Genomic DNA, 16,634 nt, shown 5'->3' with positions numbered 1-16,634 from the left:
GCGTCAGTCGCGGATGAAGTGGGGCACGAAGCGCGAGGTGTTGCGGGTGATGCGCCCCTGATCCTCGCGCAGGCTGATGCCGGCCGGTTCTTCGCCGACGACCCAGGAGCCGACGATGACATAGTTGTCGTCGAAACGCGGCGGATTGTGCAGGGCCTGACGGATGTAGCGGCCCTCGCCGTAACCGCCGTCCACCACCTCGGCGGCGCTGAGGCCCTGATCGATCAGTTCGACATTGTCGCCTTCGCGCGAGAACAGGGGCTTGCGGACATAGGAGGTCCCCAAGGCCGTCGCCTTAGGGTCGCCCTCGAAATAGGATTCCAGCAGATTGGGGTGGCCGGGGTGGCGTTCCCACAGCAGGGGCAGGATGGCCTTGTTGGACAACAGGCTCTTCCACGCCGGTTCCAGCACCGTGACCTCGGCGGTCGGCAGGGGGGCGGCGTAGTCGTCGCGCAGCATCTGCTCCCACGGATAGAGTTTGAACATCGCCTGGATGATCCAGTTCTCATGATCGACAAACCGGCCGTCTTCGTTCAGGCCGATCTGATCGATGGCGACGAACTGAGGGTCCAGCCCGGCCTGACGCGCGAGATCCTCGAGGAAACGCACGGTCTGGCGGTCCTCGACGAAGTCGGCGTCGGAGCTGAAGTGGAGGAAGCCGCCGTTCGGGAAGATGGCGCGAAACCGGTCGACCAGCTTCTCGTGCAGGCTGTTGAACTGGTCGGCGTCGGCGGGCAGGACGCCGGCGGCGATCTGGTCCTCCAGCCACAGCCATTGGAACACCGCCGTCTCATAGATGCTGGTCGGGGTGTCGGCGTTGTATTCGTAGAGCTTGGCCGGACCCGCGCCGTCATAGGCGAAGTCGAACCGGCCATAGAGGGACGGCTCCTGCCGTTTCCAGCTGTCGGCGACATAGTCCCGCATCGGCTCGGGAATATCGAGCTGTTCCATCAGGCGCTCCGACTGGACCGCCTCATTGACGAGGTCCAGGCAGAGGCCGTGCAGTTCGGCGGTCGGCGCCTCGATCCCATCCTCGATCTGGGCCAGCGAGAAGGCGTAGGCCGCCGTCTCGTCCCAATAGGGTTTGCCGTCGGTATGGCGCCAGGTGAAGCCGAGTTCCTCGGCCTTGGCGTCCCAGTCGGTGCGGGGTTCGAGGCGCAGACGTTCCATGGTCAGGCCGGGTCTTTGTCGGGCGTCGATTGGCCGATGCGCGGCGTGACCACCGTGACGTCGGGCTGGCTGAGGCGGGCCAGGACGTCGTCGGCCGACGAATGGCCGGGCAGGATGCCGGCGTCGCGCAGCTTGGCGTCCAGGTCGGCGCCGGTGCGGCGGTCTTCCAGGGCCTGGCTGGCGTTCAGCTTTTCTTCCTGGATCGCCTGACGCTGCTTGATGCGTTGCAGGCTGTCGGCCGCCGAGCCGATGCGCGACTGGGCGCCGGCCGAGTTCAGGGCGACCGAGGTCTGGGCGCGCTGGACGGAGTCGTTGACCTTGACGATGTCGATCTCGCGACGAAGCGTCTCGATCTTCTGGTCGGTCGAGGCGATGGCAGTGCGCAGACGCGTCTCGGCCGTCTTCATGTCCTCGATCAGCGGGCCGCGGCTGGTGATCTCGACTTCCAGCTCGGCGATGCGGCCGGCGACTTCGCGGGCCAGGTCGGTCTTGCCCTGACCCAAGGCCGAGCGGGCCGAGCTTTCGTATTTGGCGATCTGGTCGCGGAAGCTGGCCATTTCGTTTTCGGCCATGCGGCGACGGGCCACCAGGCCGGCCAGGTCGTCGCGCGCCTTGCCCTGGGCGTTGTCGGCGTCGCGGATTTCCTGGTCGAGGATCTTCAGCGCATTGGCGTCGACGACGCCCTGGGCGGCGTCATGGGCCGAACCGCGGAACAGGGCGGAGAGTTTTCTGAGCATGGACATGGTCGGGTCTCCGGATCAGGCGGCGTCGGCGCCGAAGGTTTCACGCAGTTCGGTGGCGTCGATCGCATTCTCGGCCAGGGTGCGCAGTTCGATGAGGATGGTCTGCAGGGTCGTCTTGCACGACAGTTCGCCCATCAGCTCATACACGTCTTCGCCGCCGACGTTGGTGATGGCGAAGTTGGACAGGGGCACCACGCGCTGGGCCTTCAGCAGGAACTCGTTGAAGGCGTGGCGGTCGGCCTGTTCGGCGACGGGCCACAGCAGGACCGAACAAACGATCTGGGCGCCGCCGACGCTCAGATAGACCGGCAGATCGCCGTATTCGTGCATGGTCGCCAGCAGCACAGGCTCGGCGCCCTCCAGCACGCGCAGGGTCATCTCGCCCTCGCGCAGCAGAGGGGATTCGTCCAGCGCCGCCTTTATGGCGGGCACGGTCCAGGGGGTTTCGATCACGGCGTCCATGTGGTGGTCGTCTCCAGGGGTGATGAAATGAGAAGTGGGGCGGCGCGAGCGGCCGGCAAGGCTCTGAGCAGCAAGCCGGGGTCCGCGGGTGGAATCGGTGATGATGGCGCGGACGGCGGCCTTAACGTCGTCGCGGGCGGATTCGGGCACCCAGAGCTCCAGCTTGACCAGTCCCGCCTCGCGACGCGCCTGCCGCCACGCACGGATGCGATCATTGGCGGCGGACGAGGGCGGGCTGGCGCTGGGCATGTTTCATGAAACGCGTAACATGAACGCTTGACTTCGCCTAGGGGTCTGCGATCAATTGGCTCGGACCGAGGGGATGGCATGTTGTTGCCGAGGATGAAACTGGCGCTGATCTTCGACCGGGCGTTTCACGCCATGGCCGATATGCACTGGCGGATGCTGACCGGGCTGATCCTGTTTCATGCGGTTTCGTCCTGGCTCCTGCTGGCCTTGGCGGGAGAGACCGAGCTTCATCCGCCTGCGACTTTTATCTACTGGTACGCGACGACCGCCTATACCGTAGGTTATGGAGATCTCAGCCCGCAAGGCGCAGCCGGACGGCTGGTCACCGCGATCTGGATATTCCCCGGCGCCATCGCCGCCTTCACGACCGTGGTGGCCAAGGTTCTGGGCGCAATCGGCGAAATCTGGCGTACGCGCCGGGCCGGAAAGGGAGACTATTCCAAGATGAGCGACGCGATAATTCTCATCGGCTATCATCCGGCCCGAACGCCCAAGATGATCAGCGAACTGTGCGCTGAACTGAACACGACCCAGACCCTGGTCCTGATGACGCGCCAGGTCATCGCCGATCTGGATTCGCGGGTTCGGTACGTCCAGAGCGAGAGCCTGACCTCCGCCGAAGGATTGGCCCGCGCCGGCGCGGCCGGCGCAAGCCGGATACTGGTGTACGCCGACAACGATTCCGATACCCTGACCGCGACTTTGGCTGCATCGGCCGCAGCGCCTACGACGGCGCATATCGTCTGCTTCTTCGAGGACGCGGACAGCGCCCGCCTATTGGCCCAGCACTGTCCGCACGTCGAAATCGTGCTGTCGTCGGGGCCGGAGATGCTGGCCCGTTCGGCACGTGACCCTGGCTCGAGCCAGGTGATCAGCGCCCTGACCAGCCAGTTGGACGAAAGCGCCACCCTGTTCAGCCTGAAATGGCAGGGCGGGGTTCGGTCAGTCGGCAATCTGACCCAGGGACTTCTGGACCACAACGCGACCCTTCTGGCGCTGCAGCCGCAGGGCGCCGATGCGCCGCGTTTCAACCCGCCGGCCGAAACGGACGTAGAGGCCGGCGACCGCTTGTTCTATGTTTCGTCCGTCCGGCTGGATCAGGCCAGCCTGGCGGGAAACGCGTAAAAGATGTTCAAGAAGCTCTTTGGATCATCGAACAAGGTCGAGCCGGCCTCCAAGCTGGCGACCGTGCGAAACATCACCGTGGGTCGGACGGTGTCGCTGGATCCGCTGGCCTGGCGCCGGTTGGGCGACGAGACCCATTTCGTGCTGGATCGGGACGTGCTGGACATCTCGGCCCAGGGCCTGGTCAGTCTGGACAGCGGCCAGTTCGTCCACCGCTTCTACACCGACGATCACGTCATGCTTCAGGCCATGAGCGACGACAAGGCGGGCGCCGAAAGCTATGATTTCAGCCTGTTCATCCCCTGGACCTCGGCCTATCCGCCCGGCGAGCGGGAACGCCGGATCTGGCGCGACCGTCTGTCGGCGCCGGTCTTTCACGGTGCGGCGGAGGAACTGCCGGACTATCCGCGTTTCTGGTTCGCCGAGAGCGACGCCGTCCAGCCGCCGGTCACTCTATGGGAAACCATCTGGGACGACCGGACGGCGACCACGCCCTACGCCAAGATCTTCCAGACCTGCATGCTGTACGCGCGAGAACTGGCGGACGGCCGCGAACTGATGATCGCCCTGGAGCAACAGCCCGAGGGCGGCGAGACCACCCACGAAATCATGATCGGCATTCCATTGGAAATGGCCGAGTTCCGCGCCTGACCGCGCGATCCGAAAGGGAAGACTGAATGTTCGACTGGTTCATTTTTCAGCAGGGCGCGATCGCCTTCCTGATCGCCTTCGCCGTCGCCGGCGCCTTCACCCTAGCCTTCAAGCTGGTTTACCAGTGGGTCACGCCCTATCACGAGCATACGCTGATCCGTGAGGGCAACACCGCCGCCGCCATTGCGCTGGGCGGGGCCCTGATCGGCTATGTCCTGCCTCTGGCCTCGGCCCTGTCGCACACCGTCAGCCTGATGGAGTTTGCGGCCTGGGCCCTGTTGGCCGGCATGATCCAGATCGTGGTCTTCGTCGCCATCAGCCGCATGGCCTTCCGCAATCTGGTGGCCCGTATCGAGGCGGGCGAAATCGCCGCGGCCGTCTATCTGGCCTCCATCTCCATCTGCGTCGGGCTGCTGAACGCCGCCTGCATGACGTCGTGACCGCCATGACCGATCCCAAGGACCTGCCCAAGACGGAAACCATGCGCCGGCTGAAACGGTCGCGTATCCTCCATGTCAGCAGTCTGATGGCGACCGCCAGCTTCTCGCTGGCCGCCTGTGGCTCGCCTCAGGTCCGGGCGCCGGAGCCCGAGCCGGAACCCGCCCTGGCCTACGCCAATCTGGACGAGTGCCGCGCCGCCAACGACATCCCTGATGACCAGTGCGACGCCGCCCTAGCCAAGGCTCAGGAAGAAGCCGCCAAGACCGCGCCACGCTATGCGACGCGCGAAGAATGCGAAGGCCAGTGGGGGCCGTCGCAATGCCAGCCCAACAATCAGGGCGGCAACGGGTCGTTCTTCACCCCTCTGCTGGCGGGATTCGTGGTCGGCCAGTTGTTGAACGGCGGCGGTTATCGCGGCGGCGGCCCGCTGTATCGCGACCGCGAGAACCGCTACTCGAACGGCTATGGCGGCGGGTACACCTACCGCGACTATCGGACCGGTCGCACCGTCGCCAACGCCCGCGAACATGGCGATGTGGCGCGTCAGGCGCCGGCCCGGGTTCAGAGCCGCACGGCCGTCGTGTCGCGCGGCGGCTTCGGCGGGGGCGGCCGGAGCTACGGCGGCTGACCGTTTCAGGCGGAAACAAATCAGGCTGAACAGCGGCCCGTCAGACGTCTTTCAGACGTCTGACGGGCCGTTTTGCTGTCCGGAAGCGGCGAACGCGACAGCGCCGTGAAGTTTGAATGAAAAGCCCTGTCACACATTGAGGGGCTGCGAGGCCCGGTCGTTGAAGCGCCTAGAACTCACTGGGGGCTACCTGAAATGAAGAACCGAATCCTTGGCACCACGGCTTTCGCCATGGTCGCCGCGTCGCCGTTCGCCGCCCTGGCGCAATCGGCCGATCAAGCCGTCGTGACCGCGCCGAACTCCGCCGAAGCCACCGTGGTCGACGAAATCGTCGTCACCGGCTCGTATCGCCGCAGCCTCGAAGAGGCGGTGGACATTAAGCGCAAGACGGTCGGTTTCTCGGACTCCATCGTCGCGACCGACGTGGCCAACTTCCCCGAGCAGAACCTGGCCGAGGCGCTGCAGCGCATCCCCGGCGTGACCATCGAACGCAACAAGGGCCTGGGCCAGCGCGTCAATGTGCGCGGCCTGCCCAGCGAGTTCACCTTCGTCAGCATCAACGGCCTGGCGACCGCCTCGGGCAGCGGCGGCCGTGACGTCGAGTTCGACATCTTCGCCTCGGAAATCATCCAGCAGGTGACGGTCCAGAAATCCCCGCGCGCCGCCGATGAAGAGGGCGGCATCGCCGGCTCGGTCAATATCTCGACCGCCCGCCCGTTCGACTACGCCGGCCGCCGGGTCGTCGGTTCTGTCGAGGGCGCCTATAATTCGATCTCGGAAAAGACCGATCCGAAACTGTCCTTCCTGGCCAGCGACACCTGGGGCGACCTCGGGGCCTTGGTATCCTTCTCGACCGCGCGCCGGACCAACCGGACCGACTCGAACTCGGGCATCAACTTCCGCCCGATGACCCGTTTCCTCGCCAACTCGACGGGCGCCCGGGGCGCCCAGGCGATGGCTGTGCTGGCGCGCGACGCCGGCGTCGTCGTTCAGAACCGCGCCAATACGGCCGAGACGGACCGCATCATCTTCCAGGACAAGGTCGGCGACCGCGCCTATCTGAACACCCAGGACCAATGGGGCGGCGCCCTGTCGCTGCAATACCGTCCGTCATCGAACTTCAGCCTGGCCTTCGACGCCCTGATCGGCCGGTACGAAACCACCGAAGACGAATATGACGCGGCGGCCTATTCGGCCTCCAGCCGCTCGACGCTGGAAACCATCCACGAGTACGACAAGACCACCCTGGCTGACTCCGGCCTGATCGTGCTGCGCGACGTATCCTATACCCTTACCCAGCATGAGATGCTCAGCAAGGAGCGGATCAACGAGACGGACTATCGGCAGTTCGGGACGGAACTGAACTGGAGCGGCGACAGCTGGAAGCTGCACGCCCTGGCCGGCTATTCCGGCGCGGAAAAGACGCTGGACTACGCCAACCTGAAGCACACGGCCTATGCGCCGTCGCGGACGCGCTGGACGGCCCAGGGCGGTGAGACGATCAAGAGCGCCAACCCGGCGTCGATCGACATGTACAACTCGCCGTCCAGCTATCTGTTCGAAGGCTACGAGACGTCGCTGGAGCAGATCAGCGACGACAAATACGCCGCCCAGATCGACTTCACCAAAGACCTGAATCTGGACTTCTTCCCGGCCCTGACCAGCGTCCAGGTCGGCGCCCGCTATACCGACAAGTCGAAGGAGCGCCAGTACGGCTCCCTGAACATCCAGGGCACCGGCGCCGGCAAGGTCGACTACCTCGGACGCCCGATGTCGCAGAGCGAACTGACGGCGATCAGCGATCTGGTCCCCGGCGGCGCCTACAGCGTCCGTGACCTGACGTGGAGCCAGGTGTCCAACGACTACGCCCGCCGCACCTTCCGCTACGACGGCTTCTACACGCCGTTCAACGTGGGCGACTATTACGAGGTGTCGGAAGAGGTCGTGTCGCTGTACGCCATGGCCGACTTGAACTTCGACCTGGGTGCCGTGCCGGTCGCGGTCAACGGCGGCGCTCGCTACGTCGATACCTCGATCACTTCGTCGGGTTACCACCAGATCCAGAACCCGAACGGTTCGACCGGCTATACGCCCGAGCCGGTGTCGAGCGACGGCAGCTATGACAAGGTTCTGCCCAGCCTCAACATCACGGCCGATCTGACGGACAGTCTGATCTTCCGCGCCGCCGCGTCGGAAACCCTGATCCGTCCGGCCCTGACCGACCTGGCCTACAAGCGCACGGCCAGCTGGAACTCGTTCCGCTTCACCGACGGCAATCCCAATCTGAAGCCGACCTACGCCAAACAGTGGGAAGTGGGCCTGGAACAATATCTGGGCGACGGCGGTCTGCTGGCCGTGTCCTACTTCTGGAAAGAGATCGAGGGCGTCGTGCGCCAGGCCCTGACGGGCACGGTGCCGAACGTGACCAAGTACAACGCCAACGGCTCGATCGACGGCGTCTACACCTTCGACGTCTATCAGCCCATCAACGAGCCGGGTTCGTATGAAGTCAGCGGCGTTGAACTGGTCGCCGTCGTGCCGTTCGGCCAGTTTTATGCGCCGCTGGAAGGCTTCGGCATCAACGCCAACTACACGGTGTTGGACAGCTCGCTGACGTCCACGACAAAACTGGGCATCAGCATGCCGCCCGTCGGTCTGGCCGACAACACCTACAACTTCACCCTCTACTACGATAACTCCAAGTTCCAGGCGCGCGCGTCCTATAACTTCAAGGACAAGTACGTCGAAGGGATCGGCTACGAAATGTATCCGATCTGGCGCGAAGGCTATGGTCAGATCGACCTGTCGGCCAGCTACAATGTGACCGACAGCCTCCAGATCAACCTGGAGGGCATCAACGTCACCGACGAGGCGACGAAGGGCTATACGATGGATCCGTCCTTCCCCACCATGTACGAACTGTCGGGTCGCCGTATCAACCTTGGCCTGCGGATGGAGTTCTGATCCATTTCCGGAACGCCAAACCATGGAGGGCTGCGGACGGCCGACGTCGTCTGCAGAACTTCCAGCCGGCCCGCTCATGCGGCCGGCTGAGGCGCCGGCTCGCTTGGGAGCCGTGACCATGGCAGCAGTTCAGACCACCACTTCTGATCCCCTAGAGGTTGGCCTGGCGCGACGTCCCCTCCGCAAGAGGGGACGTCTTTGCGCGTTTGACCGACAGGAAGACGGCGGCCATGTCGGTTGAGCGTCTCGTCGTCGAGCTGCGCCGCGACCTGATCGGCTATCTGCAACGCAAGGGGCAGACGATCGAGGACGCCGAGGACGTGGTGCAGGAGGCCTTTGTTCGGTTTCATCGCGCCGGCCACGATCTGTCAGAGGCCGACGCCCGACCCCTGTTGTTTGTGATCGCCCGCAATCTGCAGACGGACCGCTGGAAATCGGCCGGCCGCAAGGGCGTGCGCGGGACCGACGACATTCACGCCCTGGACGCCGGCCCGCGGGCCGTGGCCAGCGACGCCCCCGCCGCGGATCTGCATCTGATCGGCCGGGAAAACCTGGCCGCCGCGGCCCGGATCATTCGCGCCCTGCCGCCGCGAACGCGCGACGCCTTCCTGCTCAACCGGTTCGAAGGGCAGACCTATAGCCAGATCGCCAAACGCCTGGGCGTCTCGGTCAGCATGGTCGAGAAACACATCGCCGAAGCCCTCCGTCAGCTGAAGATTTCCAGGGAGGGTTGAGGTGTCGTACCCCTGTGTCGTTGTGAATATTGAAGGCGTCGGCGCCTTATCCCCCTGCCGCGTCCCGGAGCGTTTCGTTCGCGCATGATTCAGCGCCTGACATCCCTGTTTGATCGTCGGCCGCGAACCGCCGAAGACTGGCTGGCGCGCATGCGTCGGCAGACTGTCCGCGCACGCGATCAGGCGGCCTTCCTCGACTGGCTGGAGAAAGACGACAACCTGCCAGCCTACGAAACCGCGAAGGCGCGTCTGGCGGGCCTCGCGCCTCTGGCCGGCGCCTTCGAAGGCGATCTGTCGCGGCTGCGGGGGCGCAAGCCCGTGAACGCCGGCCGACGAATCCTGATCGGCGGCCTGGCGACCTCGGCCGTCGCGGCCATCGTCGTCCTGATGATCCTGCCCGGCCTGGGATCCCAGAGCGCCGACGAGGGGGCGGTGGTCTACGCCAGCGCGCCCGGCGAAATCACCGATCTCGCCTTGGCGGACGGCTCTCGCGTCACCCTGGACGCCGATTCGCAAATCCGGCTGCGGTTCGAGGATGACGCCCGGCGCGTCGTCCTGTTGCGGGGCGCGGCCTATTTCGATGTCGTCCACAATCCTGCCCGCCCGTTCCAGGTTGCTGTTGCGGATCGGAATGTCATCGTCACGGGCACGCGGTTCACCACCACCTTGCGGCGGAACCGGGCGGAGGTCTCCTTGCTGGAAGGGCGTGTCGCCATCGGCCGCCATGACGTCGGCAAGAGGCGCTCGCTCGATCACGCGTTGATGCTGGCGCCAGGCCAGAAGGCCGTCTTCACCCCCGGCCTGGACCGCGTCCGGCTGAGCCGTCCGGACGTCGAGTCCGCCACGGCCTGGCGCGAACGGCGACTGATCTTCCATGACGCCCCGCTGTCCGACGTGATCGCCGAGGCTGCCCGTTACGCCGACAGGACGATGGTCATCGCCGATCCCGCCCTGGCGAAGACGAGGGTGACGGTGGTGTTGCCCTTGACCGGACAGGTCGGACTGATCGACCGCATGGACGATCTGTTGCCGATTTCCATTGAACGGACCTCGGACGGTCGCGCCCTGATACGAGCAGACTAGGTCAGTGCAGGCTGGGGCCATCGCAGAGCTGTCACGCGGTCGCGCTAAGGATCGACGCTGAACTTCGTCCCATTGTCCTAAGGCCTGTTCCGCTTGAAGCCGTTCGCACCATCGACGCCGCTCGGTGCGCGACGTGTCGTTGTCGCGGGGGCGGTGGTGTCTGTGCTGGTCGGCGGCGGATGGGCCGGGACCGCCCATGCGCAGGACGGGACACGCACCTTCGACATTCCGGCCCAGGACGCTCGGCGCGCCCTGGTGGACCTGTGTGTGGCGGCGGGGTGTGAACTGGCCTTTGTCGCCCCACCAGGCGAGACGCGGCGCAGCCGTGCCGTTCGGGGGCGAATGACCTGGCGTGCGGCGGTCGGTCGGATGCTGGACGGCGCCGGCCTCCAGTACCGCTTTATCGGCGCGCGGGGCGTTCGGGTCTGGGCGGCGTCTTCCGCGCCGGATCGCGCGCAGCCCATAGCGCCGACCGAGCTGGAAGAGGTGACGGTGATCGGTCGGCTGTCGGAACAGATCGAAGAGTCCCTGCGCCGCAAGCGCAACGCCGACGTCATATCCGACAGCGCCTCTTCGACCCGGATCGGCGAACTGCCGGCCGCCAATCTGGCCGAGGCCCTTCAGCGCGTCCCCGGCGTCGCTATCGAGCGCGAGGTTGGGGAGGGACAGTTCGTCAGCGTCCGGGGGCTGGGCCCCCTGTTCCAGTCGGTGACCCTGAACGGCGCGCCGGTGGCCTTCAACGAGAACATCCGCAACTCGACCCAAAGCGGCCGCCAGTTCCGCTTTCGCGCCTTGTCGGCGGACCTGCTGGCCGGCGCGCAACTGACCAAGTCCGCGACGCCGGATCTGATCGAGGGCGGCATCGGCTCAAACATCAATATCGAGACGGTGGGGGGGCTGGACGGCGATCCGTTCCTGAGTCTGCGGATCGGCGGCGCGGGCGAGGCGCGGCTGCAGGATCCCCGTCTCGACCTGTCCTTGGCCGGACGGCTTGTTTCGGATGACGGCGACTGGGGGTTGGTCGGAGGTTTGTCGCAGGAGGGGCGTTCGGTCCTCTACGACAGGTTCCAGATTCAGCGTTATCTGCCGGTGATCATCGACGGCGAACAGGTCGTGGCCCCCAGCGATGTTCGCACGACCGTCGAACAGGAGGACCGCCTGCGTCGAAGCCTGTTCCTGGGAGGAGAATGGCGGGCGACGCCGTCCGTCCATCTGCGGTTCGATAGCCTGGTTTCGACCTTCGACAACGCCATCCGTGAAGACCGGATCGTCTATGGGCTCGGCAAGTTGCTGGAAGCGGCCGACGCCCAAGCGACGATCACGGACGGGGTGGTTTCGGCCGGCGCGGTCCAGTCGGGCACGATCGACAACAACACCGAGTTTTCCGACCAGGCGCATCTGAATATCGTGGTCTCGGGAACGGCCAGGGTCATGGTGGGGGCATGGAGGTTTCAGCCGCGCGTCAGCCTGTCGCGCGCGCGATCTAAATTGGATACGCCGCTCGAACGCCTGTCCTTCAGCGCGCGTGTTTCCCCGTCCTACAGCTTTGACGTGGGCGACGCCGCTTCCGTGCGAAAGGCGGCCCTGCTGCAGACCGACTTCGATCTCGGCGACTCCTCCGCCTTGAAATGGCAAAAGCTGGGCGTGCGCGCCATTGCATCCGTTGATGACGACGCCACGGCCCTGATCGACATCGGCCGGACCGCAGATGTCCGGATCGGCGGACTGAGCCTGTTCGACTTCCGTTTCGGCGGCCAGGTCAGCGACCGGTCCCGCGACTATCAGCGCCGGGACCGCGAAGCCGCCCTGCGGCCGGAGGCCGTGTTGACCTCGGATTTCTTCAGGTCGCGGGTTCAGGACGACGTCTTCGACGCCTTGATCGGCCGGCATCCGGGCGACTGGGTCGTCGCGGACTTCGCCTCCTTGCAGACCGCCTTCATCCTTCCGGGCGAAAGCGACAGCATCGTGGTCTCGCCGGGCGACCTGAAGCCCACCGGGGCCGACCTGCAGAACTCCTACCGGGTGGGGGAGCGGGTCGGGGCTGTCTATGGACGGATCGATTTTGAAGGGGATGCGGGGGCGGCGTCCTTCTTCGGCAATCTGGGCCTTCGCCTGGTGGCGACCCGGACGGCTGTGGACGGCGCGCTGCTGACGACGGACGACAAGGGCGTGGCGGCGATCCGGAACGTATCTCATACGGGGTCGGATATCCGTCTGCTTCCCAGCCTGAACATCGCCTTTGACCTTGATCAGGGGCGCCGGCTGCGGCTGGCGGCGTCCCGCACCATGACCCGGCCGTCCCTGGCCGATCTGCGGTTGGCGACGGCGCCAGCCAGTTCCCTGGTCTCGTCCATCTACGAGCGCGGACAGGCCGAGATCGACGATCCTTCGCCGGGTTCGCTGTTCGTCGGGGTGGGCGGAAATCCGGACCTCGACCCCTATATGTCGACCAATCTCGACGTCTCCTATGAGTGGACCTTCCCGCAAGGCGCGCTCAGCATCGCCGCCTTCCACAAGACCATCGACGATTTCATCGGACTGGTGGCCGCGCCGGAGATGCTGGTGTTCGAAACCCAGGCCGGTCCCCTGGTGCGCGCCGAGGTGCTGATGTCGCGGCCGGCCAATCTGGGGCGGGCGATCAGCCAGGGGCTGGAGATCAGCCTGCACCGTCGGCTGCCGTCCGGCTTCGGCCTTTGGGCCAGCGGGACCTGGACGGACGGCCACGGCCCCGGCCGGCGCAGCCTGGCGGGGGTGTCGCGCCTGGCCTATTCGATCAACCCCTTCTTCGAGCGGGGGCCGATCGCCATCGGCCTGTCCTGGTCCTGGCGGTCCGCCTTCCGATCCGAGGCGGACATGCAGGGGGGAGGGGTGTCGGACTTCACAGTGGCGGACGCCGGCTATCTGGACGCCCAGGCCTCGTTCGACATCGGATCGGGCGGTGAACTGGTGATCGCCGCCTCGAACCTGACCGACACGACCGACCTCGCCTATGAGCACGACACGCGACGCCTGCTGCAACTCGGCCGCGTCGGTCCCAGCGTCACCGCCAGCCTGCGCTGGTCGCTATAGCCCCCACACCGCGCGGCCCAGGCCCTTCCTGTTCCAAACCCAAGGAGTTCCCCATGTTTACCCCGATGGCCGCCCTGTTGGCCGGATCCGCCCTCAACGCCGTACAGCCGGCCTGTGATCTGAGCGCGTCGGACGTTCGGGCGGCGGGCGGCGACGCCTGTGCTGTGGCCTGGATGGATCGGCGTCTGGGGATGAACGATCTGACGGCCGTGGGGACCCATAACAGCTACAAGCTGCCGATCCCGGCCGCCGAGCTGCAGGCCATGATCGCCGTCAATCCCGCCGCCGTGGCCCTGGACTATTCGCACCGGCCCCTGACCGAACAACTGGACGCCGGCGCACGCCAGATCGAGATCGACGTGCTGAACGATCCGCAGGGCGGGCGCTACGCCCATCCCCTGTCCGCCCTGGGTCGGCCGGGGCAGGGCGCGCCGACCAGCGCCGCCTTCGCCGAAGCCATGGCCCGACCCGGCTTCAAGACCCTGCATATGCCGGACGTCGATTTCCGCAGCACCTGCCTGACCTTTGTGGCCTGTCTGACCGAAATCCGCGACTGGTCGCGCGCCCATCCCGATCACGCCCCGATCCTGATCATGCTGAACGCCAAGACGGGCAGCGCGTCCATGCCGGGCGGGGTGACGCCCCTGGAATTCGACGTCGCCGCCTGGGACGCCCTGGACGCCGAGGTCCGCTCGGTCTTCGACGCTGACCGGCTGATCACGCCGGACGGTGTCCAGGGCGATCATCCCACCCTGCGTGACGCGGTTCTGGCCGGCGGCTGGCCGACGTTGGGAGCCGCGCGGGGCAAGGTCTTCTTCGCGCTGGACGAAGGCCCGGAAAAGGTCGCCAGCTATCGTGGCGCGCGCCGCTCGCTGGAAGGCCGCGTCTTCTTCGTCAACACCGATGAGGCCTCGCCGGCCGCCGCCTATCTGACGCTCAACGACCCCGTCGCCGAGCAGGCGCGTATTCAGGCCGCCGTCCGCGCCGGCTTCATCGTCCGGACGCGGGCCGATGCGGACACGGCGGAGGCTCGCTCCGGCGACGTCGCGCGCCGCAGCGCCGCCTTCGCCAGCGGAGCGCAATATGTATCGACGGACTATCTGTGGGCCGATCCGCGCTTCCCGGGCTATGAGGTGCGGCTGACGGGCGCGGACGCCGCCGCCTGCAACCGGCTGCGGACCGAGACGCGCTGCGACGGTCTGGCGATCGAGCCGACCGGCGCCGCCGTCCCGCGCGGCTATCTGGCCAAGCCGGACCGGCCGGACCTGACCGCCGTCCTGGCGCCCCCGCCCGCGCCGGGTTCGCCACGCGACATCGCCAATCGGGGCGTCTTCCTGCAGACCCGCAGCCTGGAGGGCACGCCGCGCTGGGTTCTGGCCACCCACGACGTCACCGGGGACGCCTATGATCATTTCGCCGAGGCCTTGGGCGTGCGCCTGACGCGCGAAACCGCGCCGGTCCTGACGGCGCTGCTGGACCGGGCGGGCGCCGACCGTTCGGCGGTCGGTGACGCCAAGACTCACTGGGCCACCAAACGCCCCTATATCGGCACGGACCAGCCGATCTGCGAAGCCAAGAGCGACCATCTGGCCGCCAATCCCGACTATCCGTCCGGTCACTCGGCCCATGGGGTGCATGTGGCGATGATCCTGGCCGAACTGGCGCCCCAGCGCGCCGACGCCCTCTATGCGCGCGGCCGCGAGTTCGCCGAGAGCCGCTACATCTGCGGATCCCACAGCTACAGCGCCGTCGAGGCCGGCATCCAGTCGGGCATGGTCATCTATGGCGCCGAACAACGCTCCGACGTCTTCCGCCGCGACATGGAAGCCGCCCGGGCCGAGGTCCAGGCCGCGCTGGCGGCCCAATAAGGCACAGGCGCTCCGTCGCGGCGTGATCGCGGCGGAGCCCTCCTTCAGGCTGCGGAACACGGGGGGCGTGGCCCGATCCGAGCCCTGCTGATTCAATTCGAAAGGTTGATTCCGCCGGCCCCGTTTTGGGCGCCAAGGCGAATGGCGGGCCGTGCCGGATGATGATGAGCAATACGTCTACGCTATAGCGTTCTAAGCCCGCCTTTCGCAGCTATTCGAAAGGGAGGTGCGATGTCCGCCATCATTGTACGGACCTGTTGATCCGCAATTTTCTGAATCAAGATTGTGTTTTGCTCTCAGGAGGAAGTCTGACGCCCCGGTCGAATGCCTCGGAAACGACAGCTTACAGCGCCGGTTAACGCCGGGGCGGGTCGAAGCTTTGGGCGACGCTGCTGAACGACGCCATGGCTTCGCAACGTTGGGCGTGCGCGGTGAGCGCCGTCCAGTTGGACATGGCGGCGATGTCAGGATGCGCCTCTCGGAGAAAGCGCATGGCGCAGGCTACGGCGATGTCTGCGTGTCCCGGCCGCTCGCCAAACCAAAAGGGAGTCACCAGAGCGGCGCATTGCGTTTCCAGGGCGCTCAGAACGCCAGACACCTGTGTCGTGCACCGCGCGATCCAGACGTCCGAAGTCTCTGCATGCAGAACACGCTCGTACACCAAGCTGACCATCTTGTCGCACAGCCCGGTCGCAAGAGCGCAGGTTTTCAGCGCGGCACGCCGGTCCGCGCCGGCTCCCGGTAACAGTCGGCGGTCCGGGCCGGCCTGCTCGTCCAGGTGATCGAGGATCGCCATGCTTTCGATCAGAACCTCGCCGTTCTCCAGAACCATCGTGGGCACGCGACGAAGGGGATTGTAGACGGCGAGTTTGTCGGCGTCGGCAAAGGTCGACCACGGCCAGTGCTCATAGCCGAACCCATGGAGGTTCAGGGCGACCGCTACGCGCCGAACAAAAGGAGAATCATACTGGCCGATCAGGATCAAGGTCATGGGTCACTCAATTTCAGCCAGCCGGCGTTGAAGATCCGACTTGGGGCCGAGCTCGGAAAAGGCGCCATGACGGTTGATAAGTGCAACGCAGAAATAAGGGCACGGGACAGGATTGTGCGGATGTCGCCCAAAAAATCTACCGGTGTTCGGGGTCTATATTTCGCACCCGCTCGGAGAGTTGGCGGATGCTGTCTGGATCATAGCTGAGAGACCGCCGCTGCGAGGATGGCGGCCGCTTCGCGACCGACAGTCCGGGTCTCCATTCCGTCGCCGGGCGGATGGGACGCGGGGTGAAACCGCCGCCACAATTGGGGCAGACATTGTGCAACTGCGTCTCTACGCATACCGCGCAAAAGGTGCATTCATAGGTGCAAATCCGAGCATCCGTCGCGCTCGGCGGCAGATCGCGGTCACAGAATTCGCAGTTGGGTCGAAGCTCCAGCGCCATATCTCTCT

14 protein-coding genes are annotated in these 16,634 nt (G+C 65.9%); 9 read left to right on the top strand and 5 right to left on the bottom strand.

From position 1 onward, the window contains the following. Positions 1–3: 3 nt before the first annotated feature. The 3 genes from GGR11_RS04975 to GGR11_RS04965 are packed head-to-tail and all read right to left on the bottom strand — an operon-like array spanning position 4 to position 2,624. Complete coding sequence (locus GGR11_RS04975; protein ID WP_183195658.1) at positions 4–1,170, bottom strand: glutathionylspermidine synthase family protein; 1,167 nt, start codon at positions 1,168–1,170, stop codon at positions 4–6. A 2-nt stretch (positions 1,171–1,172) separates the two neighbouring features. Continuing rightward, positions 1,173–1,913 (bottom strand): PspA/IM30 family protein, encoded by a 741-nt coding sequence (locus tag GGR11_RS04970; protein WP_183195657.1) that lies wholly within the window; start codon positions 1,911–1,913, stop codon positions 1,173–1,175. 15 nt (positions 1,914–1,928) lie between these two features. Next, the gene (locus GGR11_RS04965; RefSeq protein ID WP_183195656.1) at positions 1,929–2,624 is read right to left on the bottom strand and encodes a YjfI family protein; all 696 of its coding nucleotides are present in this window, start codon (positions 2,622–2,624) and stop codon (positions 1,929–1,931) included. Between the two features lie 78 nt (positions 2,625–2,702). Here GGR11_RS04965 and GGR11_RS04960 point away from each other — a divergent pair, with 78 nt between their 5' ends. The 9 genes from GGR11_RS04960 (at position 2,703) to GGR11_RS04920 (ending at position 15,187) form a co-directional block, all read left to right on the top strand. Then, complete coding sequence (locus GGR11_RS04960; protein WP_183195655.1) at positions 2,703–3,749, top strand: potassium channel family protein; 1,047 nt, start codon at positions 2,703–2,705, stop codon at positions 3,747–3,749. Between the two features lie 3 nt (positions 3,750–3,752). Beyond that, complete coding sequence (locus GGR11_RS04955; protein WP_183195654.1) at positions 3,753–4,400, top strand: YjfK family protein; 648 nt, start codon at positions 3,753–3,755, stop codon at positions 4,398–4,400. Positions 4,401–4,426: 26 nt separating this feature from the next. After that, the gene (locus tag GGR11_RS04950; RefSeq protein ID WP_183195653.1) at positions 4,427–4,840 is read left to right on the top strand and encodes a DUF350 domain-containing protein; all 414 of its coding nucleotides are present in this window, start codon (positions 4,427–4,429) and stop codon (positions 4,838–4,840) included. Between the two features lie 5 nt (positions 4,841–4,845). Further along, complete coding sequence (locus GGR11_RS04945) at positions 4,846–5,469, top strand: DUF1190 domain-containing protein (protein ID WP_221205091.1); 624 nt, start codon at positions 4,846–4,848, stop codon at positions 5,467–5,469. A 195-nt stretch (positions 5,470–5,664) separates the two neighbouring features. Then, positions 5,665–8,433: a TonB-dependent receptor gene (locus GGR11_RS04940; RefSeq protein WP_183195651.1), complete on the top strand. Its 2,769-nt coding sequence runs from the start codon at positions 5,665–5,667 to the stop codon at positions 8,431–8,433. A 230-nt stretch (positions 8,434–8,663) separates the two neighbouring features. After that, positions 8,664–9,167 (top strand): RNA polymerase sigma factor, encoded by a 504-nt coding sequence (locus GGR11_RS04935; RefSeq protein ID WP_183195650.1) that lies wholly within the window; start codon positions 8,664–8,666, stop codon positions 9,165–9,167. 150 nt (positions 9,168–9,317) lie between these two features. After that, complete coding sequence (locus GGR11_RS04930) at positions 9,318–10,250, top strand: FecR family protein (RefSeq protein WP_183195649.1); 933 nt, start codon at positions 9,318–9,320, stop codon at positions 10,248–10,250. Positions 10,251–10,343: 93 nt separating this feature from the next. Continuing rightward, positions 10,344–13,319, top strand: a complete 2,976-nt coding sequence (locus tag GGR11_RS04925; RefSeq protein WP_246331552.1) for a TonB-dependent receptor — start codon at positions 10,344–10,346, stop codon at positions 13,317–13,319. A 53-nt stretch (positions 13,320–13,372) separates the two neighbouring features. Continuing rightward, complete coding sequence (locus tag GGR11_RS04920; protein WP_183195648.1) at positions 13,373–15,187, top strand: Ca2+-dependent phosphoinositide-specific phospholipase C; 1,815 nt, start codon at positions 13,373–13,375, stop codon at positions 15,185–15,187. Between the two features lie 355 nt (positions 15,188–15,542). On the opposite strand, the gene GGR11_RS04915 is transcribed toward GGR11_RS04920, so the two are convergent. Further along, positions 15,543–16,178, bottom strand: coding sequence for a glutathione S-transferase family protein (locus GGR11_RS04915; RefSeq protein WP_246331550.1), 636 nt, complete (start codon positions 16,176–16,178; stop codon positions 15,543–15,545). A 136-nt stretch (positions 16,179–16,314) separates the two neighbouring features. Continuing rightward, on the bottom strand, positions 16,315–16,626 hold the full coding sequence (locus tag GGR11_RS04910; RefSeq protein ID WP_183195647.1) for a DUF1272 domain-containing protein: 312 nt from the start codon (positions 16,624–16,626) through the stop codon (positions 16,315–16,317). Positions 16,627–16,634: the final 8 nt, after the last annotated feature.

The organism is Brevundimonas mediterranea, from assembly GCF_014196125.1.
Taxonomy (GTDB): Bacteria; Pseudomonadota; Alphaproteobacteria; order Caulobacterales; family Caulobacteraceae; genus Brevundimonas; species Brevundimonas mediterranea.
This window is presented reverse-complemented; position numbering and strand designations above follow the sequence as displayed.

What these genes read in the sequence shown, in the direction of transcription:
- GGR11_RS04910 (WP_183195647.1), bottom strand. Translation starts at nt 16,626, where the DNA reads ATGGCGCTGGAGCTTCGACCCAACTGCGAATTCTGTGACCGCGATCTG.
- GGR11_RS04965 (WP_183195656.1), bottom strand. Translation starts at nt 2,624, where the DNA reads ATGCCCAGCGCCAGCCCGCCCTCGTCCGCCGCCAATGATCGCATCCGT.
- GGR11_RS04975 (WP_183195658.1), bottom strand. Translation starts at nt 1,170, where the DNA reads ATGGAACGTCTGCGCCTCGAACCCCGCACCGACTGGGACGCCAAGGCC.
- GGR11_RS04945 (WP_221205091.1), top strand. Translation starts at nt 4,846, where the DNA reads ATGACCGATCCCAAGGACCTGCCCAAGACGGAAACCATGCGCCGGCTG.
- GGR11_RS04915 (WP_246331550.1), bottom strand. Translation starts at nt 16,178, where the DNA reads ATGACCTTGATCCTGATCGGCCAGTATGATTCTCCTTTTGTTCGGCGC.
- GGR11_RS04920 (WP_183195648.1), top strand. Translation starts at nt 13,373, where the DNA reads ATGTTTACCCCGATGGCCGCCCTGTTGGCCGGATCCGCCCTCAACGCC.
- GGR11_RS04935 (WP_183195650.1), top strand. Translation starts at nt 8,664, where the DNA reads ATGTCGGTTGAGCGTCTCGTCGTCGAGCTGCGCCGCGACCTGATCGGC.
- GGR11_RS04960 (WP_183195655.1), top strand. Translation starts at nt 2,703, where the DNA reads ATGTTGTTGCCGAGGATGAAACTGGCGCTGATCTTCGACCGGGCGTTT.
- GGR11_RS04970 (WP_183195657.1), bottom strand. Translation starts at nt 1,913, where the DNA reads ATGTCCATGCTCAGAAAACTCTCCGCCCTGTTCCGCGGTTCGGCCCAT.
- GGR11_RS04950 (WP_183195653.1), top strand. Translation starts at nt 4,427, where the DNA reads ATGTTCGACTGGTTCATTTTTCAGCAGGGCGCGATCGCCTTCCTGATC.
- GGR11_RS04955 (WP_183195654.1), top strand. Translation starts at nt 3,753, where the DNA reads ATGTTCAAGAAGCTCTTTGGATCATCGAACAAGGTCGAGCCGGCCTCC.
- GGR11_RS04940 (WP_183195651.1), top strand. Translation starts at nt 5,665, where the DNA reads ATGAAGAACCGAATCCTTGGCACCACGGCTTTCGCCATGGTCGCCGCG.
- GGR11_RS04930 (WP_183195649.1), top strand. Translation starts at nt 9,318, where the DNA reads ATGCGTCGGCAGACTGTCCGCGCACGCGATCAGGCGGCCTTCCTCGAC.